Consider the following 23,531-nt stretch of genomic DNA (forward strand, 5'->3'; position numbering starts at 1 on the left):
ACAATTCGGCAGTGGTTTACAAACCACTCCCTAAACTCTAACCGCATAAAAATAACCAAAGTGGTTGTGGGAGCAAAAAAATGAATGGTGAATTTCATCCTATTAAGGTCGTTGCCCATCCAATAAACGTTGAAAAACGAGCCGATGGTGTGCAAATCATTAATAGTCAAAAGGCGTTAGATGATTATGCACGCTGCTGGACGGATCAGCTTGAATATTGGGCGGCAAAAACGCCTGATCAGATGTTTGTTGCAGAACGTGATGAACAAGGTGAATGGCAGAAAGTTACTTATGCAGAAGCCGTAACGCGAGTACGCAAGATTGCCTCTTGGTTATTGACTCAGCCAGTGTCGGTTGAGCGTCCTATTGTCTTTTTGTGTGGCAACAGTTTAGAGCATTTGATGCTCGCTTTAGCAGGAATGTATGTAGGGATTGCTCATGCTCCTGTTTCGCCTGCGTATTCTTTGATTGCTACTGACTACAGTAAATTGCAGCATATCTTTGATATTTTGACACCTGGGCTGATTGTGGTAGATGAGCTTGCCCCTTATGAGAATGCGATCCAATCGGTTTGTAAAGATTTAGATACCCCTGTTGCGGTGATAAAAGGCGATATTACACCGCAAAAAATCAAAAATCCGACACTGTCATTTCAATCGTTTTGGGATTTCCCTGAATCAGATGCCGTGAATGAAAAGAACGCACAAGTAAATGGCGATACCATTGCCAAAGTGCTTTTCACTTCTGGTACAACCGGTATGCCAAAAGGCGTTATTAATACTCAACGCATGATTTGTGCTAACCAAGTGATGATTCATCAGGTGATGCAATTCTTTAAAGATCAGCCGCCTATCATGGTGGATTGGCTTCCTTGGAACCATACATTTGGTGGTAACCACAACATCGGTATCGCCTTGTACAACGGAGGGAGTTTGTATCTAGATGATGGTAAGCCAACCGAAAAACTTTTTGCTAAGACGTTGCAGAATTTGGCAGAGGTCTCTCCAACTGTCTATTTCAATGTGCCAAAAGGTTTTGAACTTTTAGTAAAAAGTCTAAAAGCAGACAATGAGTTGGCCGAAAAATTCTTTGCTCGTTTGCAGTTTACCTTTTTTGCCGCGGCGGGATTGGCGCAGCATATTTGGGACGATTTGGATGCCTTAGCCATTAAGTATACGGGTAAGAAGATTCCTATGGTGACGGGTCTTGGTTGCACCGAAACGGCTCCATCCGCGACCTTTGCTTCCGTTGAAGAATCAACTTCGGGAGTAATTGGCGTACCTGCCCCTGGTGTGTCTATTAAATTAGTACCAAACGAAGGCAAGCTTGAAGCCCGAGTAAAAGCCGAAACCGTTATGCCTGGTTACTGGCGCCAGCCGGAGTTGACCGCTAAGGCCTTTGATGAAGAAGGTTATTATTGCTTAGGTGACGCCTTCGCCTACCTAGACGAAAACGAGCCCCAACGTGGTTTCCGTTTTGATGGCCGAGTATCAGAAGATTTTAAATTAGACAGTGGGACTTGGGTGAGTGCGGGTACACTGCGAGCGAAGTTTATTAGTGCGTTTGCGCCATTTGTGCAGGATGTTGTTCTATGTGGCACAAACCGTGGTTATATCACAGCGTTGATTTTCCCTGATTGGGCACATTGCCAGGCCATTCTTCCTCATGATCTAGTTGAAACAAACGAAGAGATTATTGCTCATTCGGCAGTTCGCGAAGCATTTAAACAAAAGTTGGTTGAGTTCTCAAAAAATAGTACCGGAAGTTCAACGGTCGTTCAGCGTATTTTATTACAGGCGACACCACCCAGTATTGATGCCCATGAGGTGACAGATAAGGGGTCGTTGAACCAACGTGCGGTGCAAGCTCATCGTGAAGACCAAATAGAGCTTCTGTATCAAGAGCCACTATCGGATCTTGTTATTAGTCTTTAAAAGGGGCGCTTTATGTTTACAAATGAGCGTCAATTGCAAATTGAGTGGGGTGACTGCGACCCCGCCGATATTGTGTTCTATCCACGGTATTTTGCCTTTTTTGATGCTTCGACGGGTAGCTTGTTTGAAGCGATGGGGTTCAGTTTGCGGTATATACGAGATGGGCTAGGTGATGTGGGTTTTCCAATGGTGGATACTCGATCTCGATTTTTTAAACCGTCAAAATATGGCGATCAGGTAGTGATTAAAAGTGAAATTACTGAGGTTGGTCGTGCCAGCTTTGGGATTCGTCACCAACTTTTTAATGGTGATGATTTAGCGGTTGAATGTACCGAAAAGCGGGTTTGGGCTTGTCATAATGCCGAAGGGGTTCTTAAAGCTAAACCCATCCCGGATGACATTCGAGCCAAAATGCTGAGTCATGGATAAGAAGAAGGTTATCGACAGAATGAAAATTTTAGTGGGAGTGAAACGAGTCATTGATTACAACGTCAAGGTTCGTGTCAAAGCAGATCAAAGTAATGTGGATTTAACCAATGTAAAAATGGCGATGAATCCATTTTGTGAAATTGCGGTCGAAGAAGCCGTTCGTTTAAAAGAAGCGGGAGTCGCTTCTGAAGTTGTCGTCATGAGTGTGGGGGCTACGCAAAGCCAAGAACAGCTTCGTAATGCGATGGCGTTAGGGGCGGACCGTGCCATATTGGTTGAAGCAGAAGGGGAAATAGAGCCGTTAAATGTGGCTAAAGCCTTTGCCGCTGTGGTTGAAAAAGAGCAACCAGGTTTGGTCATTCTTGGTAAGCAGTCGATAGATTCAGATAATAATCAAATGGGGCAAATGCTAGCGGCTTTGACTAAACGTCCTCAGGGCACTTTTGCTTCTAAGCTTGTTATTGAAGACGACAAAGCATTAGTTACTCGTGAAATTGATGGCGGTCTACGTACCATTGCGCTGTCACTTCCTGCAATAGTGACGACAGATTTACGCCTTAATGAGCCGCGTTATGCCAAGCTGCCCGACATCATGAAAGCCAAGCGCAAGCCACTGGAGACTTTGTCGTTAGCGGATTTAGGTGTGACGCTAAAATCCCATTGTCGCCTAGATAAAGTGGAGTCACCAGCCACTCGTAGCGCTGGCATTAAGGTATCATCAGTGGATGAGTTGATCAGTAAACTAAAAGATGAAGCGAAGGTGATCTAATGACAACTTTAGTGATTGCAGAACATAATTCAAAAAAACTTTCGCCTTCAACTTTCTCGACATTGATGGCCGCTCAAGCTATTGGTAGTGACATTCACATGCTGGTGGCGGGAAAAAATATCGCTGCGGTCGCTGAAGCAGCGGCTCATTTGTCTGGCATTACTAAAGTACTGTGTGCCGATGCGGATGTTTATGAATACGCCTTGGCCGAGCCGATGGGCGATTTGCTTGTACATTTATCGACCGCTTATTCCCACATTGTTGCGCCATCTAATTCTGAGTCAAAAGATTATATGCCAAGAGTGGCAGCATTATTGGATGTGGGGCAGGTGTCTGATGTTTGTGCTGTATTAAGTGCCGATCAGTTTAAGCGTCCTATCTATGCGGGTAATGCCATTGCCACGGTGACTGTGCTGGATGAGAAAAAAGTTATGACAGTGCGAGCATCTTCTTTTGATAAAAGCACCCAACAGAATGATCAAGCTTGTGCTGTGGAAATGGTTGATTTTATTGCTCAGAATGCTGTGTCTAGTTGGCAGTCAGATGATATTACTGAATCAGCGAGACCCGATCTAGCGAGCGCTAGTCGTATTGTGTCTGGTGGTCGCGGTGTAGGAAGTGGAGAAAACTTTGCCTTAGTAGAAGCCTTGGCGGATAAAATAGGTGCAGCAGTAGGGGCATCTCGTGCGGCGGTGGATGCGGGTTTTGTCTCTAATGATTTGCAAGTTGGTCAGACAGGTAAAATCGTCGCTCCGGATTTGTATATGGCGTTTGGTATTTCTGGGGCAATTCAGCATTTGGCCGGCATGAAAGATTCTAAGGTAATTGTGGCGGTGAATAAGGATGAAGATGCGCCTATTTTTCAAGTGGCAGACTATGGTTTGGTAGGCGATCTTTTTGATGTACTGCCTGAAATGACCGATAAAGTGTAGTGAATTTATCTTCGTATACTATGCAGAACTGTTTGATGAACTAACTGGACAGTTCGTGCTCTATTTGGTGTTTTAACCGAGCTTAGGCTCGGTTTTTTTATTCAACCATACTGAAGTAATAATTATATGTTTTTCATCGACCTATCTTGATATCGCATTGAGGTTGGCGTTTGTGTTCCTTAAATGGCGTAAGTGTTTTGAGTCATTGTTAAAATGCGTGTGTTTACGTTAGAAACGTTTAGAATTTTGCCAGATTGACTTATAGTACGAATCTGGATCTGTTGAGAGCCCCGATCCTATCGTTCTGTTGAATTATTCCCGCTTTTGAAAGATGTATTTATACCGTGCAGATTGTTTATAGGAGTCGTGTCGACTCATGATTCGCCCATTGTTAGTTATGCGCTTACTGACTATGCCGTGTTTATGGATGAGTGTGGTGCAGTTTGTGTTCGGTGAATTATCCTTTATGTTTTTTAAGGATAATGTTGGGCGTGCTTTTGCAGAGCCGGCCTTGATTACTTTTAGTATTGCCTTGGTTATGCTACTGGGTTTTAAAAAATACCCTTTACCTTCGGTGAATTCTCGCGAAGCCATGTTGTTTGCCACATTAACTTGGCTGGCTGTGGGAGTACTTGGGGCGATTCCTATCATCTCAGTGACGCATATTTCTTTTACCGATGGCGTATTTGAATCCATCAGTGCTTTGACAACCACTGGTGCCACGGTGCTGTCTGGATTAGATAATATGCCGCCCACTTTTTTAATGTATCGCCAATTTTTGCAATGGATGGGCGGTCTTGGTGTGGTGATTTTTGTGGTAGCCATTCTTCCTATGTTAAATATTGGTGGTATGCGCTTACTAAAAGCAGAAACTCCAGGTCCGATTAAAGACGACAAACTGTCTCCTCGTGTTTCTAGTACAACTCACTATTTGTGGATGGTGTATTTGGCGATAACTGGGCTATGCGCGTTAAGTTATTATTTGGCTGGTATGTCAGCTTTTGATGCAATTGGCCATAGTTTCACTACCGTTTCTACTGGTGGTTTTTCGACTCATGATGCCAGTATGGGCTATTTTAATAGTCCTCTTATTTTGTGGATCTGTAATCTTTTTATGGTATTGGGGGCTGTAAACTTTGCTCTGCATTATCGTATTTATATTGCTCGCAGTATTAAACTGTATTGGAAGGATGAGGAGACGCGTGGTTTTCTAAAAATCATTGGCTTTGTTGCCTTATTGTTGGCGTTATTCCTTTTCCAAACGGATTCTGAAGACGGGCTTTGGGGCTCAATTACTCAGTCGTTCTTTCATGTTATTTCGTTTATAACCAGTACTGGTTATGCGGCAACCGATTTTGGTTCTTGGCCTGCGGTGACCTCGATTATATTGATTTTTGTTGGTTATATTGGTGGCTGTGCGGGATCGACGGCGGGTGGTAACAAGGTCATTCGAAATATTATTTCCTTAAAGTCTATTTCGTTGGAGTTAAAGCGCTTAGTGCATCCAAATGGTGTTTTTTCGATGAAGTTTCAGGGGCGAACCATCAGCGCTGATGTGCGTCATTCTGTGATGGGTTTTATGTGTCTTGCCGCGATGGTTACGGTCTTATTTACGATATTGCTGATGATGACGGGCATGAGTTTTATGGCCTCGTTGAGTGCCACCGCAGCCTGTCTAAATGTGCTTGGCCCTGGTTTTGCGGAGCTCGGCAGTAATTTTTCTCCGTTAAGTGATACCGGAACTTGGCTGATGAGTTTTGCGATGATTTTAGGACGTTTGGAATATTTCACGGTACTGGTACTTTTCTTCCCTGTTATGTGGCGCCATTAAAAGCATCTTCTTTATATTGTTATTAAGTTGAAGAAGAGAATACTCTTGGCTCGTCTTGCTTGGGTAAATGAATGAGAGTTAGTCCGTAATGTTGAGCCAGTTTAACCGCAAGTGTACTTGGTGAGGCGAGGTGAATAAGCCGAGATAAGCCGACACGTACGGCTTTTTGAACTAACTCTGTACTGCATCGACTTGACATCAAAACGCTATGGTTGTGTAGATTGATGTCTTGTTGTAATGCGTAACCTATGATTTTATCAAGGGCATTGTGCCTGCCTATATCTTCCATGCAACAAATTGCTTCGCCTGTAGATGATATGAGCAGAGCGGCATGGACTGCCCCTGTTTGTTTTCCCAAAACCTGATATTCAGATAGCGTTTTTCTAAGAGAAGCCAGGTCCTTTTCTTTTAGGGGGTGGCTAGTAGGAAGAGGGGAGAGTTCAGGGATGGCTTCAGATAGAGATTCTACGCCGCATAAACCACATCCCGTTGCGCCTAAATGAGTCTGTTTTTTGTGTTTAAATTGGGCAAAACGACGAGGACTGATTTCTAGGTTAATGGCAATACTTGTTATATTTGGGTAGGTGTGTGCGTGCTGAGTAGATATGTCTCGCACATCATTAATATGTTCAATAATGCCTTCTGTACGTGCAAAGCCTATTGTGAAAGCGTCTAAGTTGACGGGGGTTACCATCATCACAGCATGAGCAATACCGTTGACGCTAATTGCCAATGGTATTTCTTCAACAAGGTCTGCAAACTCCGCTGGTGTCTGTTGAGCTCCTTGCCTAAAGCGATTAAAAGGCTGACGCTGGGAACTGGGTAGTGAAATAGACGAGTGTCGCATAAGAAAAATTTAGTCTAAAGAGTTGAGGGTTTTATAGTAAGGAGTGTGATTGCATGCGTCCAATAGTTTTGTATTGATGAGTGACAAGACAATGGCGATAAGTTTGGACGTTGTTTAAAAAATACGCATTAAGAGTAAGGGTTTCAGAAGTCTATGTATTCCTTTAAAAAGTAAAATATCGTATTCTAGCCCCCTAAAATTGATACTAACTATTTTCTTGTACTGTTTTTGTAAAAAACAATTTGAAAAAGTATGAATTGTGATTGTTAGCACTCCAGTAGTAGCAAGAAAAAGGCATATACTACAAAGTGTGGTTCTGTTTTTTTTCATATATTGAGAACGTGCGTGACTTAAAAAAGATTAGCGCCTAATAAGGTTCTCAGCGAACCACCTTTTGTTAAATGAGTTTTTTATTTATGCAATTTATAGAACGCCTTTCCCGTTGGGTGATGTCTGGCCCGCGAGCTTGGTTATCCATCATTTTTGTTGTTTTTTTTATTTTTCTCTTTGTCTATCAGTCGACAGTTTCTCCTAAAAAAGGCCCAAAAGACTTCGTGTTACCCAGCTTAGATGCTCACGAAAATCATCCATCATCCAATGTAACTTCCCCTTTAGAAGCTCTATATCCTAATTTAAATGCAGATGAAGATAATAACTATGACTCTTTAATCACGACAGATCCTCTGCAAAATGTGGACAAAGTAGTGGCTCCTCTTCCACCTATTGAATACGTAATTAAGCCAGGTGATACGTTAGCACGAATTTTTGCTCGTCTTGGTCTGTCTAGAGGGGCTTTATATGCGGTACTTGAAGCGGATCAAGAGTATTTGATTCTTGAGCCTTTGATTCCTAATGATAAGTTTACTTTCAAGTTGGATGAAAATGGTGATCTTGTTGAATTAACCCGAGTCATTGATATCAGTAAAAGTGTGTCTTATGTGAGGCATGATAGTGGTGCTTATACTTATCAAGAACACATAAAACCGATTACTTATACGGAAAAAGCCGTTCATAGCAAAATAGTAGGTAATTTCTATTTATCAGCTAAAAAAGCAGGCTTATCAGATACCAACATTCTTATCATTCATGATGTGCTAAAAGGCAGAGTGAATTTTCGTAAAGATTTACGAGCTAATGATGCTTTTGATTTTGTCATAAAAAGTGGCAGCATTGATGGTGTAAAAGTAGGTGAAGATCAATTAGAGGCTTTAGAAATAACGGTGAAAGGACAAGTTTACCGAGCTTTTCTTCACAGTGATGGACGCTTTTATGATATCGACGGTAATAGTTTGACGCCAGCATTACTGCGTTGGCCAACACGTAAACATTACCGTATAAGCTCTCCTTTCAATGCCAATCGATTACATCCAATAACCGGTCATCCTGCGCCACATAATGGTGTTGATTTAGCCACGCCAACAGGAACAGAAGTGTTGGCGACAGGTGATGGCGTTGTGACTAGGGTGGCGACTCATAAATACGCCGGTAAATATATTGTCGTGGATTATACTGGTCCTTATGGCTCTCGCTTTCTTCACTTAAGTAAGATCTTGGTAAAAAAGGGCCAAAAAGTGAAGCGTGGCCAAGTGATTGCTTTGTCGGGAAATACAGGAAGAACGACAGGAGCTCATTTGCATTATGAATTGCATATTAGGGGGCGTCCGGTCAATCCTATGACAGCAGAGATCCCAACCACTCAGTCTATTCCTAAGAAAGAACGAGAGGAATTTGATAACAATGTTAAACAATGGATTGTGATGATGTTGCTTAAGCAAGTAGAAAATACTAGCCCTAGCGATATTCAGACAGAAGCGGTTTCGACACAACAACCAGAATAGCACTTTGCTCGTAAACAAGAGTCGACTGACAATAAAAAAAGGGTATTTCTATCAAGAAATACCCTTTTTGTTTTGGGCTTGTTAAACAGAAGCCCTTTTAAAATTGTTTCTTGTAAGATTTATTACCGATGACAAATACTGTCAAGAAGATGACCAAGCCGATGCATTGGAGCCATAATTCAAGATTAGGCCATAACATGAGAACAGATGCGATCAAGGTAGCCAGTCTTAGAGCAATGGATAATTTATCTTCTAGGTAACCTTCCATTGCAGCAACAAGAGCATACATACCAAAGATAGCAAAAATAGTAAGTCTCAGTAGCGTCTCTGCATCTCCTCCAATTAAAGGCGTGTATGCCATCAATAAAGGCACGATATATAAGCCTTTGGCTAACTTCCAAGCCGTCATGCCAGTTCTCATCGGTGGTGTTTTGGCGATGGCTGCTGCAGCGAAAGCGGTTAGGCAGACAGGTGGGGTGACATTACTGTCTTGGGAGAGCCAAAAGATAATCATATGGGCGGTAACTAAAATCATCGCCACACTTTGTGTACCTAAGGCTTGATCCATTAACATGCTTTTAAAGTCATTAGGTACTTGTGCTAGGAGTGCTTGTGCTTGATCCATTGGCATTCCTTGGGCGAGTGATGCTATCGCCGCTGGATCAACCAGCATAAAGATGGCATTCGCGGCTTCAGGTAATGTGCCTGATGACATCATACTTAATAACTGATTTTCAGCGATTAGGTTGAATAGAGCGGGTGCTGAGAGAGTCCCCAAGACAATGTATGATGCGGTGACTGGTAAGCCCATGCCCAGAATTAAAGAAGCAATTGCTACTAAAATAATAGTAAAGAAGAGGCTGCCGCCAGCCCAATTGGTAATAAGTAGCGAGAAAGTATTACCTACGCCAGTGGTGCTGATTACGTTAACGACCAAGCCAATACCCACTAACAAGACGGCGGTTGTCGACATATTTTTAGCGCCTTGAGCCATCGCATCAAGAATCTCAGCGGGTCCCATCCGATGTGTGCGTGATAAGAAAGAAGCAACGACGACGGCAATAATACTAATGCCTGCTGCGTAAGTTGGAGTGAACCCTTGAATTAAGAGTGTGACTAATACACCTAAAGGAACAATATGATGCCAGCCTTCTTTTAAGACTTGTGACACTTTAATGGCGTCATCACTTTCAGTGGCAATAACCTTGCTGCGTTTTGCTTCGACACGAACAAAAAAACCAACAGATAAGAAATAGAGTAAAGCAGGAATGGCTGCAACACTAATGATAGTGACATAAGAAACTTGTGTGTAAGACGCCATGATAAATGCACCGGCTCCCATGACTGGTGGCATTAATTGTCCGCCTGTGGAAGCGGCTGCTTCTATTCCAGCCGCGAAACGTGCAGGAAAGCCAGCTTTGCGCATAAGTGGGATGGTGATCACACCAGTTGATACGGTATTTGCTACAGAAGAGCCAGAAACAGATCCCATTAACCCTGAACCTAACACTGCCACAAAACCTGGACCGCCAATCATTTTGCTTGCTAGAGAGCGAGATAAATTAATAATAAAATCACCTGCGCCAGACTTCACTAAAAAGGCGCCGAACAAAATAAACATGAAGACAAAGCTCCATGAAATGCGAGAAATAGAACCGAACATTCCATCGGTACTAAAGAAGCTACGATACAGTAGGGTTTCAACGCTTAATCCTGGGAAAGCAAACATACCTCCTAACCAACGCCCCCAAAGCACAACATAAGTTAATGCTATGAGGATTAAGAAGGGGATAAACCAACCACTGGTTCGTCTAATGAGTTCAAGGGATAATAAAACGGTAATGCTAGATACGATCCAGTCTGCTGTATTGAATGTTACCCCTCTTTCATAAAGTGCATCTTCAAAAAAAACGATATACAACACCATACCGATTAGGGCGAGTACAATAGCGCTATCAAAAAGCAGAGCAATTTTGCTGTCTCGCCATTTTGGGTTAGCTGGAATGAGTAAGGCGCACAAAATACCAAAGCCTGCAAAATGAAATGCTGAAACCCATAGTTCTGGAAGCGTTGCGATGGTATTGATGTATATATGTGCAACGGCTAAAAAAACCGAAAGAGCAAAGACCAAGCGGTTTAACCAAACGCCAGAACGGTGCTTGGTTTCAAAGTCTTCAAGATTGATATCTTCTGATTCTGTTGGTGATGATGAAGCAGTCATAGAGAGGCTACCTTAATGTAAACAAAAACAAACGGGGCATAGATTTGAAAAGAGCGCCGTAAAAAATTACGGCGCGAGAACAGTGATTAAAGGGTTTTATTTCGCGATAAGACGGTCTGGTATATTAATACCGCGTTCACGATAATAGCGAGCAGCACCTGGATGCAGTGGAACTGGTAGTCCAGCAATAGCTTTTTCAATAGACATCACCGATGTCGCTTTATGAATAGCACTTAAGTAGGTTAAGTTTTCATAAAGAGATTTGGTGATTTCGTAAACATCGTCATCAGATAAGTCAGCTCGAGTCGCTAAGAAGTTAGGCTGAGCAACGGTGTTAATGTCTTTTGTTTGACCTGGGTAGGTGTTCGCAGGAATCACATAGCGAGTCCAAAGGTTATAGTTTCCGTTTGCTTCTTTTATTTGTTTGTCAGTGAAGTCTAGTACTCTTACTTTGTCTCCCATAGATGCATAAAGTCGAGTAACTGCACTAACTGGTACACCAGCAGGAGTGTTCATTCCGTCAATGTTACCATTTTGCATGGCATCAGCACTGGCGCCATAGCCCATGTAAGCTAAATTGAACTTATCTGGGTCAATATTTAAGCCTTTAAGTTGTTGGCGACCAGAACCTTCAGTACCAGAATTCTTTTTGCCAATAGAAAACTTATGATCAGAACCTTCAAAGTTTTTTAAATCGGCAACAGTTCCTGTTTTCACCATGTCAGATTTGACGACAAAGTGTTCTACGTTTTGCCACAGCATAGAAACAGATCGTAATTCTGTTTGCTTACCCGAGCTGGCGAATGGACCTTCTCCACCCCAAGCCCATGCACCATACAAGCCTTGTAGAATGGCAAATTGTGCTTGATTTTCGCGAAGTAGCTTAATATTTTCGCCTGAGCCTGCTGAACTGATTGCCGAAATAGAGAGGCCGAATTTAGGTTCTAGTTTCACCTTACTTAGAGTGGCTATGGCAACGCCTACAGGGTAATAGGTGCCGCCTGTGGAGGCTGTCGCTAGAATGTAATCATTTTTATCTGCCGCGGAAACGCCGCTTGCCGATAAAGCAATAGCCGCAGCTGTGGTAGTCGAAAGAATCGCTTTAGTAACAAATCCCAATTTCATATTATTTTTCTCCTATTGAGGGTTGGTCGTATAGATATTAGCGATTATCGTGCCAAGTATTTATCTTATTGATATATATGGATTTTAATTATTTTTCTATTTTTTATTTTCTTTTTATATACACATTTGCGCTATTTTTTGCTTATTCTAGTCGCTTACCTATAGGCAAGAAATTGCTTATGATGGAGCTAGGTAAAATAGTGCTTAATGGTTTTTTTAGAAAATATTGATTTATTAATAAGCAAAAAGTTGCCGATGGCATATGGAGAGGGAAAATGGAAGCAGAACATGATGTCCGAGTTGTATTGTTTGATTTAGGGAATGTATTGGTTGATTTAGGCGATATTTCTGAGTTGCAAGCCATGTTAAATACCCAAGGCGAAGAATCTGAAGTATGGTTGAAGTGGTTACACTCTCCTGCGGCGGCAGCATTTGACTCGGGCAAAATAGCTTTTGATGAATTTGTTGATAGTTTACTAAAAGAAGTTGACGCCACCGTAGATAAAGAAACGTTTAAAACGACTTTTACAGCTTGGCCGCAAGGCTTATATGATGGTGCTTTAGAGTTAGTTGAATCAGTAAAACCTGAGTTTCATCGAGCGATTTTATCCAACACTAATGCTGTTCATTGGCCTAGGTTAATGGATGAAATGAAATTAGCTGGTAAATTTCACAGTTATTTTGCTTCTCATATGGTAGGTTTTGTTAAGCCGGATGAAGCTATTTATCATCATGTTATTAATCAATTGCAAGTTGAGCCTGAACATATACTTTTTATTGATGATAATCAGGTGAATATTGATACGGCGAATGCGCTTGGTATGAAGGCCTACCGAGTAAAAGGAATAGAGGAAGCGCGAAATGTGCTGAATCAATATGGAGTGTTGTCCCAGTAGGTTTTTACTGGATTAGCAAAAAACTGAAACCTTTAATTAAGTTGTTGAGGTATGAATGCCATTTAATCTAGAGGCTTCTATGCGTACTTTTGATGGGCAATCTTCTACTAGTTATTCGCAAACTCGTCCTATGTATCCGGCCGAGCTGTATTATTGGCTATCGCAACAAGTGGCCGAGCCGGGTGTGGTTTGGGACTGTGCTTGTGGTACAGGTCAAGCATCAGTGGATTTGGCAGCTTATTTTGATCGCGTTGAAGCCTCTGATATTAGTGAGTCTCAAGTCACTGCAGCGACCCCGCACCGTAAGGTTAACTATCAAGTTTTTCCAGCCGAGAAAACGACGTATCCCGATCATTATTTTGATGCAGTTTGTGTCGCTCACGCTCTTCATTGGTTTGATTTAGAGGCTTTTTGGTTAGAGCTTAAACGAGTATTAAAGCCGGGAGGGATCTTTGTCTGTTGGGGGTATAACTGGTTGAAAATTGGAGAGGCTGAAGATCGAGCGATCGCGGATGCAATATTACCCCACCTTGAAGATTATTGGCCTACACAAAGTCGTTTGTTGTGGAATCAGTATCGAGATATAGAGTTTCCTTTTGATTTAATGTCAGTGCCAGATTTTGAATTACGCTGTCATTGGTCTGTAACTCAAACTTTGGATTTCATTCGAACGTTATCTGCATCGCAATTACGTATTCAAGAACAAGGTGATGATTTTTTACTAAGTGCTGTTCCTATTATGCGATCCGTATGGTCAGACCCTACTAAGAAACAGGAAGTGTGTTTGCCCTTTTTTGTGAAGGCTGGGAGAGTGGATTAGACTGTTTTATAAATAGTCTTTATGCATAAGACTAAAGTGGAATAGATACAGGCGGTTAGCGGGTTATAGTAGTTCAGCATCCGAATAACAAATTTAACAATGGAGCGGGTTATGAAGTCATTATATAGCGCGACCTCAAATGAGGCGGCAAAAAATGCCAATGTGAGTCAAGCAGAGTTTGAACAACGCTATCAAGAATCGATTGAAAACCCAGAAAAGTTTTGGGGACAAGAAGGCAAGCGTTTGGACTGGTTTAAACCTTATACCAAAGTTAAAAATACTTCATTTAAGCGCGGCGAAGTTAATATTAAGTGGTTTGAAGATGGTGAGCTAAATGTTGCTTATAACTGTATTGATCGCCACTTAGCAACGTCTGCTAACAAAGTTGCTTATTACTGTGAAGGTGATGTTGAAAGTAACGAAAAAGTCTCGATTACCTATCAAACATTGCATGACGAAGTGGGGCGTTTAGCAAACTTATTGAAACGTCAGGGTGTGACAAAAGGTGACCGTGTCGCTATATACATGCCAATGATTCCGCAAGCTGTTTATGCCATGTTGGCTTGTGCACGAATCGGGGCTATTCACTCTGTTATTTTTGGTGGCTTTTCTGCCCACGCTATAGCTGACCGCTTAAATGATTGTGAAGTGAAGCTGGTTATTACTGCAGATGAAGGGCGTCGCGCAGGTAATACAATCCCTCTTAAACATAATGTTGATATGGCGTTGGATAATAACGCTTGTCCATCCGTTGAAAAGGTTGTGGTTTACCGATATACCCAAAAAGATGTGGCTTGGGTTGAAGGTCGTGATCTTGATTGGGCTGTTGAAGTGGAAAGCGAAAGCACACAGTGCCAAGCCGAACCCATGAATGCGGAAGATCCGCTATTTATTCTTTATACATCCGGATCAACAGGTAAACCAAAAGGTGTGGTACACACAACAGGTGGGTATCTAGTATATGCCTCTTTAACCCATGAATTAGTCTTTGACCTTAAACCTGATGATATTTATTGGTGTGCAGCCGATGTGGGCTGGATCACAGGTCATAGTTATATGGTGTATGGGCCACTTGCTAACGGTGCGACGAGTATCTTATTTGAAGGTGTGCCAACGTACCCTGATTCGGGCCGAATCGGTCGAGTTGTCGACAAATTTGGTGTAACCATTCTTTATACTGCTCCAACCGCTATTCGAGCTCTGATGGCGAAAGGGGATGAGGCAACTCGCTCAAGCAAACGTGACTCTTTGCGTGTGTTAGGCAGTGTTGGTGAGCCAATTAACCCTGAAGCATGGTCTTGGTATTACAACGAAATTGGTAACTCTTCTTGTCCTATTGTTGATACTTGGTGGCAAACTGAAACAGGTGGCATGATGATGACGCCACGAGTAGTCCAAGGCAATGTCAGGCCAGGGTCATGTACTGGTCCTTTATATGGCGTACAGCCAGCCTTGGTTGATGCCCAAGGTGTCTTGCAAGAAGAACAGGGTGTATTGGTTGAAGGTGGCTTGGTGATTACGGATTCTTGGCCGGGTCAGGCTCGAACTGTATACGGTGACCATGAGCGCTTCGAACAAACGTATTTCAGTACTTTTGAAGGTATGTATTTTACTGGTGATGGCGCTTCACGTGATGAAGATGGTCATTATTGGATTACTGGACGTATGGACGATGTGCTTAACGTATCAGGACACCGATTAGGAACAGCTGAGATTGAAAGTGCGTTAGTTGCCCATCCTTCTGTTGCTGAAGCCGCTATTGTAGGGTATCCCCATGATATTAAAGGCCAAGGTATCTACGTTTATGTAAGTGCGGTTGCTGGCATTACACCTGATGAAGAACTGACAAAATCATTGAAGCAGTTTGTTAGGCAGGAAATTGGGCCGATTGCTACGCCAGACCTTATTCAATGGGCCAGTAAAGGCTTACCGAAAACCCGGTCCGGCAAAATCATGCGTCGAATTTTGAGAAAAATTGCGGCGAATGAACATGATCAATTAGGCGATACAAGTACTTTAGCTGATCCGAGTGTGGTTGATGATTTAATCGAAAACCGTTTAAATGTGTGACGATTAACACATTTAAAAAGGATACACAGTGATTTCACTTGTAATCGCGGATGATCACCCCTTGTTCCGTAGTGCACTATGTGGTGCACTACGGGCAGAAATTGAGGGTGTTGTGGTAGTCGAATCCCATGATTTGGATTCGACTTTGCAATGTTTGGCGAGCCTCCATGACCTTGATCTACTGCTGTTGGATTTAAACATGCCTGGCAGCGGTGAGTTATATGGCCTTATTAGAATTCGTAAAGATTTCCCCGATGTTCCTGTTGCTGTGATTTCTGGTAGTGAAGATAGTGAAATGGTAGCGAAGGTTATAGATGCTGGCGCACTTGGGTTTATTCCTAAAACGAGTGAACCTGCAACTTATGTTGAAGCCATTCATGCAATCTTGGCGGGTGATATATGGTTACCCGATGCTCTTAGACAGGATGTTGCAAATCAGCCCAAGCCAGATCTTTCTATGCAAAATAAAGTGGCTGAGCTTACCCCTCAGCAATATAAAGTGCTTTGCTATTTACACGAAGGATTGTTGAACAAGCAAATTGCTTATGAGTTGTCTATTTCTGAAGCCACAGTGAAAGCACATATCACTGCGATATTTCGCAAGTTAGAAATTAATAACAGAACTCAAGCTGTATTGGTTGCTAGTGATTTGAAACTGCAAATGACTTCGGTACAGAGTTAGTGTGCGTTTAATCTGATTTATGTTTGTCTTTGCACTGACATGAGTCGGGAACTGGATCTATTCCACCTTCATGCCATGGATGACATTTCAATAATCTCTTCACACCTAGATAGGTTCCTTTCACAATACCAAAGCGCTCTATCGCTTGGATCATATAGTGCGAACAAGTTGGGTAAAAGCGGCAGTTGTTCCCTAGTAATGGGCTAATTAGAAACTGATAACCTTTTACCAATGTTACGAAGATTCTTTTCATAAGTCGCATATATTGTGATTGGTGTGATGAGGATGAGATTCTGTCATTTTTGTGTAAATAATATCGTCTATTTGTTACTGTATTGGAAATATACCACAGAATCGATTTCACTATGCCAGATCAACATCTAACCCTTGATGCGATGCAGGTTGTTGCCTACCAAGGTGAGCCTGGTGCCTATTCACACTTAGCTTGTAAACATACCTTTCCCGATTGGAGTAGTGTCCACTGCGCCTCCTTTGTTGATGCCTTACAAATGGTTGAGCGTGGAGAGGCTTATTACGCAATGATTCCAGTTGAAAATTCAACAGCGGGTCGGGTGGAAGAAATTTATCGGGAGCTTAAACGCACTCAACTTTATGTGGTTAAAGAGCATTTTGAGCCTGTAAATCACTGTTTGATTGCCCGCCACTCTATGTCTCTAGATCAAATTACGCGAATCGGTAGTCATCCTCAGGCTTTAGCTCAGTGTGATGGCAATATTAAGGCTCTTGGTGCCAAAAGTCTGGCGATGTATGACACGGCAGGAGCTGCTAAGCATATTGCTGAAATTGAGGAGCCTGGCTTGGCCGTTATTTCGTCTGAGTTAGCTGCACAATTGTATGGCCTTAAGATATTAAAAACGTTTTTTAATGATAGTGAAGGTAATACAACGCGTTTTTTGGTTTTTTCTCGTCAACAGAAAATGCCTGTGCATGAAGAGGGTAAAACTTATATCACTTCCTTTATGTTTCGTGTGCGCAATATCCCTGCTGCGCTTTATAAGGCGATGGGAGGCTTTGCGACTCAAGGCATCAATATGCTCAAGCTAGAAAGTTATATGGTCAATGGCAATTTTACTGCGACTCAATTTTATGTTGATGTTGAAGCACATTTTCAATCTTCTTCTATGCAAGCGGCACTTGAGGAGTTGAACTTCTTTTCTGAGGAAGTTCGTATATTAGGAACTTATTTAGCGGATGATTATAGGCTGAAGTAATCATGAAAACTTCTTGGTTATATGTTGGTAGCTTTCTTTTGTCGAGCTTAAGTTTATGTGTGGAAGCGCAAGATTTGTCTATGGCAATGGGCGATTTTTCTGAGCTGAATGCCTATGATGACTTTTTTGACTCTATTCCTGTTGTTGTGACGCCCTCCAAAATAGCACAGCCTAGAGTAGACGTTTCTTCCACATTATCTGTATTAGATGGTGAATTTATTCGTCGCGTTAATGTGCAGTACGTTGAAGACCTCTTGCAGTTTGTGCCGGGATTCTCTGTTGTGCCGTATAAATCATCCAGTCAAAAAGAAGCGTCTTATCATGGTACGCAATTAAACCAATATCGACGTATTCAAGTGCTGGTCAATGGGCGTTCTGTCTATAGTGTTGGATTGGCTCGTGTTGAATGGGCTACATTACCATTAAGTATTGAAGATGTTGCTCGGGTTGAAATTAATCGCGGTCCAAATGCGGCTAGCTATGGTATTAACTCGTTTTTTGCTGTGGTGAATATTATTACTCGCTCTCCTTTAGAAACCTTAGGTAATAGCATTACTGCCTATTCGGGATCTCGAGGAGGTTACCGTTTGTATGGTCAACACAGTGGTTTAAATAATGATTGGAGTTATCGAGCTTCAGCTTCTACCAACTCGGTTCATGGTTATGATGAAGACTTTTATGGCAATGATCGGCATGATGGTCATAAGACCTCAATGGGGAATGTTGTCATACAAAGAGATACTTCAACAAGTTTGTTTGATTTGGATATGGGGGCAAGCAGCTTAAGAGGAAAAATTGATCCTATGGAATATAGGGTAAACTCTACTTTGGGGGGAAGAGATACCAATAAGCCAATGCGCTTGATTGACCGAGAACATATAAAAATGAGCTATTCTAGCCAAGTTTCCCCTAGCCATGAGTTAAAAATACAGTATTACTATGATCAATCTGATTTAGGGGAATATCATACAGCTCATTTAAAAAAGGATATTTATAATGCACTATTCTCTGCTTCTAGTTTAACCGATATGGATGTTTCTTATAACGTTGATTTATTAGAAACACGTCAAGACTTAGAGTTGCAAAGTTTATGGGAAGCTTCAAATCAACTTCGTATTATTTCAGCCATTGGTTATCGTTGGGATGAAGCAAAATCTGAACATTACCTTTCAGGTAAAGCGACAGATGAAGTTTTTCGCCTCTCTTCAAACCTAGAATATTTAGTGGATGACAATTGGGTAATTAATACCGGTGCAATGCTTGAGCGTAGCGAAATTAGTGATACGTTTTTATCTCCAAAGTTTGGTGTAACTTACAAACTTTCAGAGCAAGAATCGATTCGATTTAATGTGTCTAGGGCAGTACGTACGCCAGATTTATCCGATCAATATTTTAAATGGCATTATGTTTTATTGAACGGAGAAACATCGTCTACGACCTATGCCGTTAATGGTGAGCAGGAAGAAAAAATCACTTCTTATGAAGCGGGGTATTATCATTATTGGCCCATGTATGGTTTATCTTTTGATATGAAGTTATACCATGATGAAGTGCTTGATATGGTGGCTAGCGACAAAAAATTTATCGCTTTAAGTAGTGACCGACCTATAGAAGAAGGCATTACTGAAGATGTCAATATTAATGGTATCGAGCTTGAACTTGACTGGCGCTTTCGCTCAGGTGCGATCACTCGTATTACTTATGCCTATCAAGATACTCAAACACATAATGCTGATTTGCTAAAAGCGACAACACCAATGATGATTTCTGCCTTTGGGAGCTTACCTTTGACTGAGCATTGGGCTGTTCAAGGTTATTATTGGTACGGTCAAAGGTTAGGGGGGCGCGATTATAAACTATTGAACACTTGGGTATCTTATGATTTATCGCTTGGTGGTTTATCTAAAGCCACTGCAGGGATCGGTGTTCAGTCTCGCTTGGATGATAATCCTCTGGCTTCCATCAATAACAATTTTACGGAAGATTTTTCTGCCTATGTCTACACTAATATCACTTTCTAACTTGGATGAATAGAAAAGTGAAACAGATTCTCTTGGCTGTCTTTTGCTTGTTGTTTGGGTTAAAAACGTCGGCTGCAATTTACGTTGTGCATGATACTGTTGAAAGCTCGGTACGGGCGCTTACATTCAAATTATCACAACTTTTGCCTTCTGGTACTTCGTTAGCTCCTGTTCGTCTCTCGTCATTTATGAAAAATCTTTCTTTATTAAAACAAGAAGATGTATTGATTGCCGTCGGAGCTGAAAACTTTCGGCAAATATGTGCTTCTGTCAATACGGGTGTGGTTATAGCCATTTTTATCGGTAAAGAAGAGTACTTAAAAGCGCAGTCCAAGTGTTCTGTCTCTTCAAGCGGCGTTTTTTCAGGGGCCCCTCTAGATAAACGTCTCGCTTTGCTTGAAGCGATTTGGTTTGACCGAAAACCATTGGCTGTTATTTACAGCGATAACCTTTTGGTTGACGAGCAGGCAATGCAGAAGGAGGCGAGACAATATGGCTTTGAATTTATTTTTCAAAAAACAGAGTTAGATCGTTTGTCTATTCTCAAATCGATCAATTTTGTTTTAGAGGAGTCATCTGTTATTTTTTCGTTGGTCGATACGGACATGTATAAAGATGGTGTCGCTCAGGATATTTTGAAACTGCTTTTTCGTAAACAGCAGGTAATGATTGGTCCTTCATATGCTTTCGTACGATCAGGCTCTATGTTTGCCATTTATTCGGATACTTCCGCTAAATTAGAGGTCTTGGTTGAGTATATTACTCGTTGGAATGAATATGGAGTCATGCCAGATGCTACTTATCCCAACAAGCTTAGGGTAAGTTTTAATCCTTACCTACTTAAGTCGAATGGTGTTGTGCCTCCATCTTCATCGTATTTACGTGAAAAATACGGGCTTTGTTCCGAGGAAAGGTGCGAGTAACTATTCTAAAAATCGTCTTACTAAACTGGTAAAAGGTAAGGGCTTTTCAGCGTGTAACCAATGGCCTGTTCCGACTATCATTTTAAAATTCGCGTTTGGAAAGAGCGTTGAAATAGCGTCTTGATATTCTGCCACGATATAGTCTGAATTCTCACCCTTGATAAATAATGTTGGGATATCAACCGGATCTTTAATGTGTGGTTTTTTTAGGATAGTAGAATAACTGCTGGCTATATTGTCCACAGAGAGAGCGAGTTCGAAGCCGCTCTCCTTTCTAACTAAGTTTTTTAGTAAGAATTGTCTGACGGTTAGATTAGATTCATATTGGCTTAGTAAAGTGTCCGCTTCTTTTCTAGATGACGGTTTTGATTTATTAATGGCCTGTAAACCTTCTAAAATTTTTGTGTGGCTGGGTTCATAATCGACCGGTGCAATGTCTACAATTATGAGCTTTTTTATGAGACCTTTTGTTGCGATTGCCGCCATTTGCATAGCGACTTTGCCACCCATCGAGTGGCCGAGTAGATAAAAGGAACGGATTTCATTTAACTTTGCCCAGTCAAGTACCGCTTCCGCCATTTTGGGATAGCTAGCGTCAGACATACTGTCTGATTTACCGTGGTTAGGAAGATCGATACAGTGAACGGTAAAGTGCTCTGCTAACCCTTGTGCAATCGAGTGCCAGTTGTCTGCATTGCCAAATAAACCATGTATGACAATAAGATCCGGGCCTGACGAGCCATATTGTTTTGCGTGTATCATAGAAACCTTGTTTGTAAGTAAATATACTTTCATTGTACCAAGTCTTAGAAAGTTTCGTCCTATAGAATCTAGGTAGTTTTTAGAATGTTAGATACGTTTTTTATAAAGAGTCTGAAGCATCCTCTAAGGGTTACCGCTCTGGTTATTGATAAGTTGGGCGTTAAAGCTAATTGGATTACTTTGTTGGGTTTTTTTGTTGGCATGTTGGTGTTGCCAGCCCTGTATTTTGGAAATACGACCTTGGCCCTGACTTGTATCGTCATTAACCGGGTCATGGATGGCTTAGATGGTGCGGTTGCTCGGGTTCAGGGGCCAACGGACTTAGGTGGTTATTTGGATATCACGTTGGATTTTATTTTTTATTCAGCGGTGATTTTTGGTTTTGCTTTAATGGATTCACAAGAAAATGCATTGGCTGCAAGCTTTTTAATTTTTTCTTTTATGGGAACAGGAAGTAGTTTTTTAGCGTTTGCCATCATGGCAGAGAAGAGAAAAATAGAGCGTTTAGAGTATGGTCGTAAATCTCTGTATTTTTTAGGGGGGTTAGCAGAAGGGGCAGAAACGATTCTCTTTCTAGTGTTGATCTGTCTATTTCCCAGTTATTTTGTTGTCATGGCGTATGTTTTTGGGGTGATATGTTGGATAACGACGGCAACTCGGATATATGCGGGTTACCGTACATTAGTTTGAATTCAGTTGGCCAAGTTCAATCAAAAAAAGCGATTTCAATGTCACTTTTTACAATTGCGCAGCAAGCTAATAAATAACCACTTTGTACCCAAGCTAAAGGCTCAAATGGGTACATAACGCTCCCCCATAAGAGTTTAATCGAGCAAGAAGAGCAGTAACCCTCACGACACTGGTATTCTACATGAATACCAGCACGCTCCAATTGTATTAATAAAGGTTCTTCCTCAGTAACGAGAATTTGTTTTTTACCCAATAATACGCGATGTACTTGCTCTGTTTTTTCTAGATTTGCTGATTTAGAGATCGAAGTCATCGAAGTCTGAGTCATCTAAGCTGTTGTCAGTTTGACCTACTAGGTAAGAGCTAATTTCTGCTTCCTGTGGGGCAACTTGTACATTGTCACTTACCAACCAAGCATTTATCCATGGTATTGGATTGTGTTTAGTATCAAAGCAAGTTTCAAGTCCAACCGCTTGCATGCGCACGTTGGTGATGTATTCAACATATTGGCCCAAGATTTGAGAGTTTAGGCCTATCATTGATCCGTCTTTAAATAGATAAGTAGCCCATTCTTTTTCTTGTTCCGCCGCTTCGATAAAGATTTGACGAACTTCGTCTTGGCATTCTGCGGCAATAATGGCCATTTCTGGATCGTCTTTACCGGAAGCCATTAGGTTCAACATGTGTTGCGTGCCTGTTAAGTGCAATGCTTCATCACGGGCAATCAATTTAATGATTTTTGCATTGCCTTCCATTAACGTACGTTCAGCAAAAGCAAAACTGCAAGCAAAGCTTACGTAAAAGCGAATAGCTTCCAGTACGTTTACTGAGGCGATGGTCAGGTAAAGAGCTTTTTTAAGCTTAGGCATAGAAATTTCAATTTCACCTTTACCTGGGATATCGAATTTCCCCATGCCCATAGTGTTGTATAAATTGACCATTTCAATTAGGCGGTCATAGTAGATAGACACGCTATCTGCACGTTTGGTGATTTCTTTATTCGTAACAATGTCATCAAAAATTTTGGTTGGGTCGTTAACGATATTACGAATGATGTGCGTGTAAGAGCGGCTGTGAATGGTCTCACTGAAAGACCAAGTCTCGATCCAGGTTTCTAATTCAGGCAATGAAACAATCGGCAATAAAGCCACGTTAGGTGAGCGCCCTTGTACACTGTCTAACAGGGTTTGGTATTTAAGGTTGCTTAAAAAAATGTGCTGCTCATGTTCTTCTAGGCGTTGGAAATCCTTGCGATCTGTAGATAGATCAACTTCTTCAGGGCGCCAAAAGAAAGACAATTGTTTTTCTATTAGCTTTTCAAAAATAGGGTGCTTTTGCTGGTCATAGCGAGCAACATTGACATTTTCACCAAAGAACATAGGTTCTTTTGTACTATCGAAGTGCTTGCGGTTAAAAGTCGAGTAACTCATGTTTCAGGGTATTCCTCAAAAGCGTAAGGCGTGTCCAGTATGAAGATGCCTTAGTTATTAATAGATTTTAGTATTTCGT

General features: G+C 41.6%; 21 protein-coding genes. 14 read left to right on the top strand and 7 right to left on the bottom strand.

The window, feature by feature from the left end; genetic code table 11:
• Window positions 1–80 precede the first annotated feature (80 nt).
• The 5 genes from C0J08_RS07290 to C0J08_RS07310 all read left to right on the top strand — a co-directional run bounded on the left by C0J08_RS07290 (window position 81) and on the right by C0J08_RS07310 (window position 5,895).
• Entirely contained in the window at window positions 81–1,934 is a 1,854-nt protein-coding gene (locus tag C0J08_RS07290) for a feruloyl-CoA synthase (RefSeq protein WP_212655435.1), read from the top strand.
• A 12-nt stretch (window positions 1,935–1,946) separates the two neighbouring features.
• Window positions 1,947–2,363 (top strand): acyl-CoA thioesterase, encoded by a 417-nt coding sequence (locus C0J08_RS07295; RefSeq protein ID WP_212655436.1) that lies wholly within the window; start codon window positions 1,947–1,949, stop codon window positions 2,361–2,363.
• 19 nt (window positions 2,364–2,382) lie between these two features.
• Window positions 2,383–3,132, top strand: coding sequence for an electron transfer flavoprotein subunit beta/FixA family protein (locus C0J08_RS07300; protein WP_212655437.1), 750 nt, complete (start codon window positions 2,383–2,385; stop codon window positions 3,130–3,132).
• Window positions 3,132–4,064 (top strand): FAD-binding protein, encoded by a 933-nt coding sequence (locus C0J08_RS07305; RefSeq protein WP_212655438.1) that lies wholly within the window; start codon window positions 3,132–3,134, stop codon window positions 4,062–4,064. Before C0J08_RS07300 ends, C0J08_RS07305 begins: the two co-directional genes overlap by 1 nt.
• 376 nt (window positions 4,065–4,440) lie before the next feature.
• Window positions 4,441–5,895, top strand: a complete 1,455-nt coding sequence (locus C0J08_RS07310; protein WP_212655439.1) for a TrkH family potassium uptake protein — start codon at window positions 4,441–4,443, stop codon at window positions 5,893–5,895.
• 22 nt (window positions 5,896–5,917) lie between these two features.
• Here C0J08_RS07310 and fdhD read toward each other — a convergent pair whose 3' ends face one another.
• Window positions 5,918–6,742: a formate dehydrogenase accessory sulfurtransferase FdhD gene (gene fdhD / locus C0J08_RS07315; RefSeq protein WP_212655440.1), complete on the bottom strand. Its 825-nt coding sequence runs from the start codon at window positions 6,740–6,742 to the stop codon at window positions 5,918–5,920.
• A 416-nt stretch (window positions 6,743–7,158) separates the two neighbouring features.
• Here fdhD and C0J08_RS07320 point away from each other — a divergent pair, with 416 nt between their 5' ends.
• Window positions 7,159–8,580 carry a peptidoglycan DD-metalloendopeptidase family protein gene (locus C0J08_RS07320; RefSeq protein WP_249344553.1) on the top strand — a complete coding sequence of 474 codons (1,422 nt, stop codon included), beginning with the start codon at window positions 7,159–7,161 and terminating at the stop codon, window positions 8,578–8,580.
• 97 nt (window positions 8,581–8,677) lie between these two features.
• Here the strand turns inward: C0J08_RS07320 and C0J08_RS07325 are convergent, their stop codons facing one another.
• Window positions 8,678–10,801 (bottom strand): TRAP transporter permease, encoded by a 2,124-nt coding sequence (locus tag C0J08_RS07325; protein ID WP_212655442.1) that lies wholly within the window; start codon window positions 10,799–10,801, stop codon window positions 8,678–8,680.
• A 96-nt stretch (window positions 10,802–10,897) separates the two neighbouring features.
• Entirely contained in the window at window positions 10,898–11,926 is a 1,029-nt protein-coding gene (locus C0J08_RS07330; RefSeq protein ID WP_212655443.1) for a TAXI family TRAP transporter solute-binding subunit, read from the bottom strand.
• Between the two features lie 275 nt (window positions 11,927–12,201).
• On the opposite strand from C0J08_RS07330, the gene C0J08_RS07335 reads away from it, so the two are divergent.
• From C0J08_RS07335 to C0J08_RS07350, 4 genes are all read left to right on the top strand, one after another.
• On the top strand, window positions 12,202–12,822 hold the full coding sequence (locus C0J08_RS07335) for an HAD family hydrolase (RefSeq protein ID WP_212655444.1): 621 nt from the start codon (window positions 12,202–12,204) through the stop codon (window positions 12,820–12,822).
• A gap of 55 nt (window positions 12,823–12,877) precedes the next feature.
• Window positions 12,878–13,642, top strand: coding sequence for a class I SAM-dependent methyltransferase (locus tag C0J08_RS07340; protein ID WP_249344555.1), 765 nt, complete (start codon window positions 12,878–12,880; stop codon window positions 13,640–13,642).
• Window positions 13,643–13,753: 111 nt separating this feature from the next.
• Window positions 13,754–15,712, top strand: coding sequence for an acetate--CoA ligase (gene acs, locus C0J08_RS07345; protein ID WP_212655445.1), 1,959 nt, complete (start codon window positions 13,754–13,756; stop codon window positions 15,710–15,712).
• Window positions 15,713–15,740: 28 nt separating this feature from the next.
• A complete protein-coding gene (locus C0J08_RS07350) occupies window positions 15,741–16,394 on the top strand; it encodes a LuxR C-terminal-related transcriptional regulator (RefSeq protein WP_212655446.1) in 654 nt (217 codons plus the stop codon).
• Window positions 16,395–16,401: 7 nt separating this feature from the next.
• On the opposite strand, the gene yidD is transcribed toward C0J08_RS07350, so the two are convergent.
• Window positions 16,402–16,656, bottom strand: coding sequence for a membrane protein insertion efficiency factor YidD (gene yidD / locus C0J08_RS07355; RefSeq protein ID WP_349304785.1), 255 nt, complete (start codon window positions 16,654–16,656; stop codon window positions 16,402–16,404).
• Window positions 16,657–16,759: 103 nt separating this feature from the next.
• Here yidD and C0J08_RS07360 point away from each other — a divergent pair, with 103 nt between their 5' ends.
• The 3 genes from C0J08_RS07360 to C0J08_RS07370 are packed head-to-tail and all read left to right on the top strand — an operon-like array spanning window position 16,760 to window position 20,570.
• On the top strand, window positions 16,760–17,626 hold the full coding sequence (locus C0J08_RS07360; RefSeq protein WP_212655448.1) for a prephenate dehydratase: 867 nt from the start codon (window positions 16,760–16,762) through the stop codon (window positions 17,624–17,626).
• Between the two features lie 2 nt (window positions 17,627–17,628).
• Window positions 17,629–19,647 (top strand): TonB-dependent receptor plug domain-containing protein, encoded by a 2,019-nt coding sequence (locus C0J08_RS07365; protein WP_212655449.1) that lies wholly within the window; start codon window positions 17,629–17,631, stop codon window positions 19,645–19,647.
• Window positions 19,648–19,664: 17 nt separating this feature from the next.
• A complete protein-coding gene (locus C0J08_RS07370; RefSeq protein WP_249344557.1) occupies window positions 19,665–20,570 on the top strand; it encodes a hypothetical protein in 906 nt (301 codons plus the stop codon).
• Here the strand turns inward: C0J08_RS07370 and C0J08_RS07375 are convergent, their stop codons facing one another.
• Window positions 20,571–21,365, bottom strand: a complete 795-nt coding sequence (locus C0J08_RS07375) for an alpha/beta fold hydrolase (RefSeq protein ID WP_249344559.1) — start codon at window positions 21,363–21,365, stop codon at window positions 20,571–20,573.
• A 51-nt stretch (window positions 21,366–21,416) separates the two neighbouring features.
• Here C0J08_RS07375 and C0J08_RS07380 point away from each other — a divergent pair, with 51 nt between their 5' ends.
• The gene (locus C0J08_RS07380; RefSeq protein ID WP_212655451.1) at window positions 21,417–22,022 is read left to right on the top strand and encodes a CDP-alcohol phosphatidyltransferase family protein; all 606 of its coding nucleotides are present in this window, start codon (window positions 21,417–21,419) and stop codon (window positions 22,020–22,022) included.
• A gap of 16 nt (window positions 22,023–22,038) precedes the next feature.
• On the opposite strand, the gene yfaE is transcribed toward C0J08_RS07380, so the two are convergent.
• Together yfaE and nrdB are read right to left on the bottom strand one after the other, a co-directional pair.
• Window positions 22,039–22,335, bottom strand: coding sequence for a class I ribonucleotide reductase maintenance protein YfaE (yfaE, locus tag C0J08_RS07385; protein ID WP_249344561.1), 297 nt, complete (start codon window positions 22,333–22,335; stop codon window positions 22,039–22,041).
• On the bottom strand, window positions 22,319–23,452 hold the full coding sequence (nrdB, locus tag C0J08_RS07390) for a class Ia ribonucleoside-diphosphate reductase subunit beta (RefSeq protein ID WP_212655452.1): 1,134 nt from the start codon (window positions 23,450–23,452) through the stop codon (window positions 22,319–22,321). Before nrdB ends, yfaE begins: the two co-directional genes overlap by 17 nt.
• Window positions 23,453–23,531 lie beyond the last annotated feature (79 nt).

Origin of the sequence: Marinomonas sp. CT5, assembly GCF_018336975.1 — a bacterium.
GTDB lineage: Bacteria > Pseudomonadota > Gammaproteobacteria > Pseudomonadales > Marinomonadaceae > Marinomonas.

What these genes read in the sequence shown, in the direction of transcription:
- C0J08_RS07365 (WP_212655449.1), top strand. Translation starts at nt 17,629, where the DNA reads ATGAAAACTTCTTGGTTATATGTTGGTAGCTTTCTTTTGTCGAGCTTA.
- C0J08_RS07380 (WP_212655451.1), top strand. Translation starts at nt 21,417, where the DNA reads ATGTTAGATACGTTTTTTATAAAGAGTCTGAAGCATCCTCTAAGGGTT.
- fdhD (WP_212655440.1), bottom strand. Translation starts at nt 6,742, where the DNA reads ATGCGACACTCGTCTATTTCACTACCCAGTTCCCAGCGTCAGCCTTTT.
- C0J08_RS07360 (WP_212655448.1), top strand. Translation starts at nt 16,760, where the DNA reads ATGCCAGATCAACATCTAACCCTTGATGCGATGCAGGTTGTTGCCTAC.
- acs (WP_212655445.1), top strand. Translation starts at nt 13,754, where the DNA reads ATGAAGTCATTATATAGCGCGACCTCAAATGAGGCGGCAAAAAATGCC.
- C0J08_RS07330 (WP_212655443.1), bottom strand. Translation starts at nt 11,926, where the DNA reads ATGAAATTGGGATTTGTTACTAAAGCGATTCTTTCGACTACCACAGCT.
- C0J08_RS07310 (WP_212655439.1), top strand. Translation starts at nt 4,441, where the DNA reads ATGATTCGCCCATTGTTAGTTATGCGCTTACTGACTATGCCGTGTTTA.
- C0J08_RS07340 (WP_249344555.1), top strand. Translation starts at nt 12,878, where the DNA reads ATGCCATTTAATCTAGAGGCTTCTATGCGTACTTTTGATGGGCAATCT.
- C0J08_RS07320 (WP_249344553.1), top strand. Translation starts at nt 7,159, where the DNA reads ATGCAATTTATAGAACGCCTTTCCCGTTGGGTGATGTCTGGCCCGCGA.
- C0J08_RS07290 (WP_212655435.1), top strand. Translation starts at nt 81, where the DNA reads ATGAATGGTGAATTTCATCCTATTAAGGTCGTTGCCCATCCAATAAAC.
- C0J08_RS07300 (WP_212655437.1), top strand. Translation starts at nt 2,383, where the DNA reads ATGAAAATTTTAGTGGGAGTGAAACGAGTCATTGATTACAACGTCAAG.
- C0J08_RS07375 (WP_249344559.1), bottom strand. Translation starts at nt 21,365, where the DNA reads ATGAAAGTATATTTACTTACAAACAAGGTTTCTATGATACACGCAAAA.
- C0J08_RS07325 (WP_212655442.1), bottom strand. Translation starts at nt 10,801, where the DNA reads ATGACTGCTTCATCATCACCAACAGAATCAGAAGATATCAATCTTGAA.
- C0J08_RS07295 (WP_212655436.1), top strand. Translation starts at nt 1,947, where the DNA reads ATGTTTACAAATGAGCGTCAATTGCAAATTGAGTGGGGTGACTGCGAC.
- yidD (WP_349304785.1), bottom strand. Translation starts at nt 16,656, where the DNA reads ATGCGACTTATGAAAAGAATCTTCGTAACATTGGTAAAAGGTTATCAG.
- yfaE (WP_249344561.1), bottom strand. Translation starts at nt 22,335, where the DNA reads ATGACTTCGATCTCTAAATCAGCAAATCTAGAAAAAACAGAGCAAGTA.
- C0J08_RS07305 (WP_212655438.1), top strand. Translation starts at nt 3,132, where the DNA reads ATGACAACTTTAGTGATTGCAGAACATAATTCAAAAAAACTTTCGCCT.
- nrdB (WP_212655452.1), bottom strand. Translation starts at nt 23,452, where the DNA reads ATGAGTTACTCGACTTTTAACCGCAAGCACTTCGATAGTACAAAAGAA.
- C0J08_RS07335 (WP_212655444.1), top strand. Translation starts at nt 12,202, where the DNA reads ATGGAAGCAGAACATGATGTCCGAGTTGTATTGTTTGATTTAGGGAAT.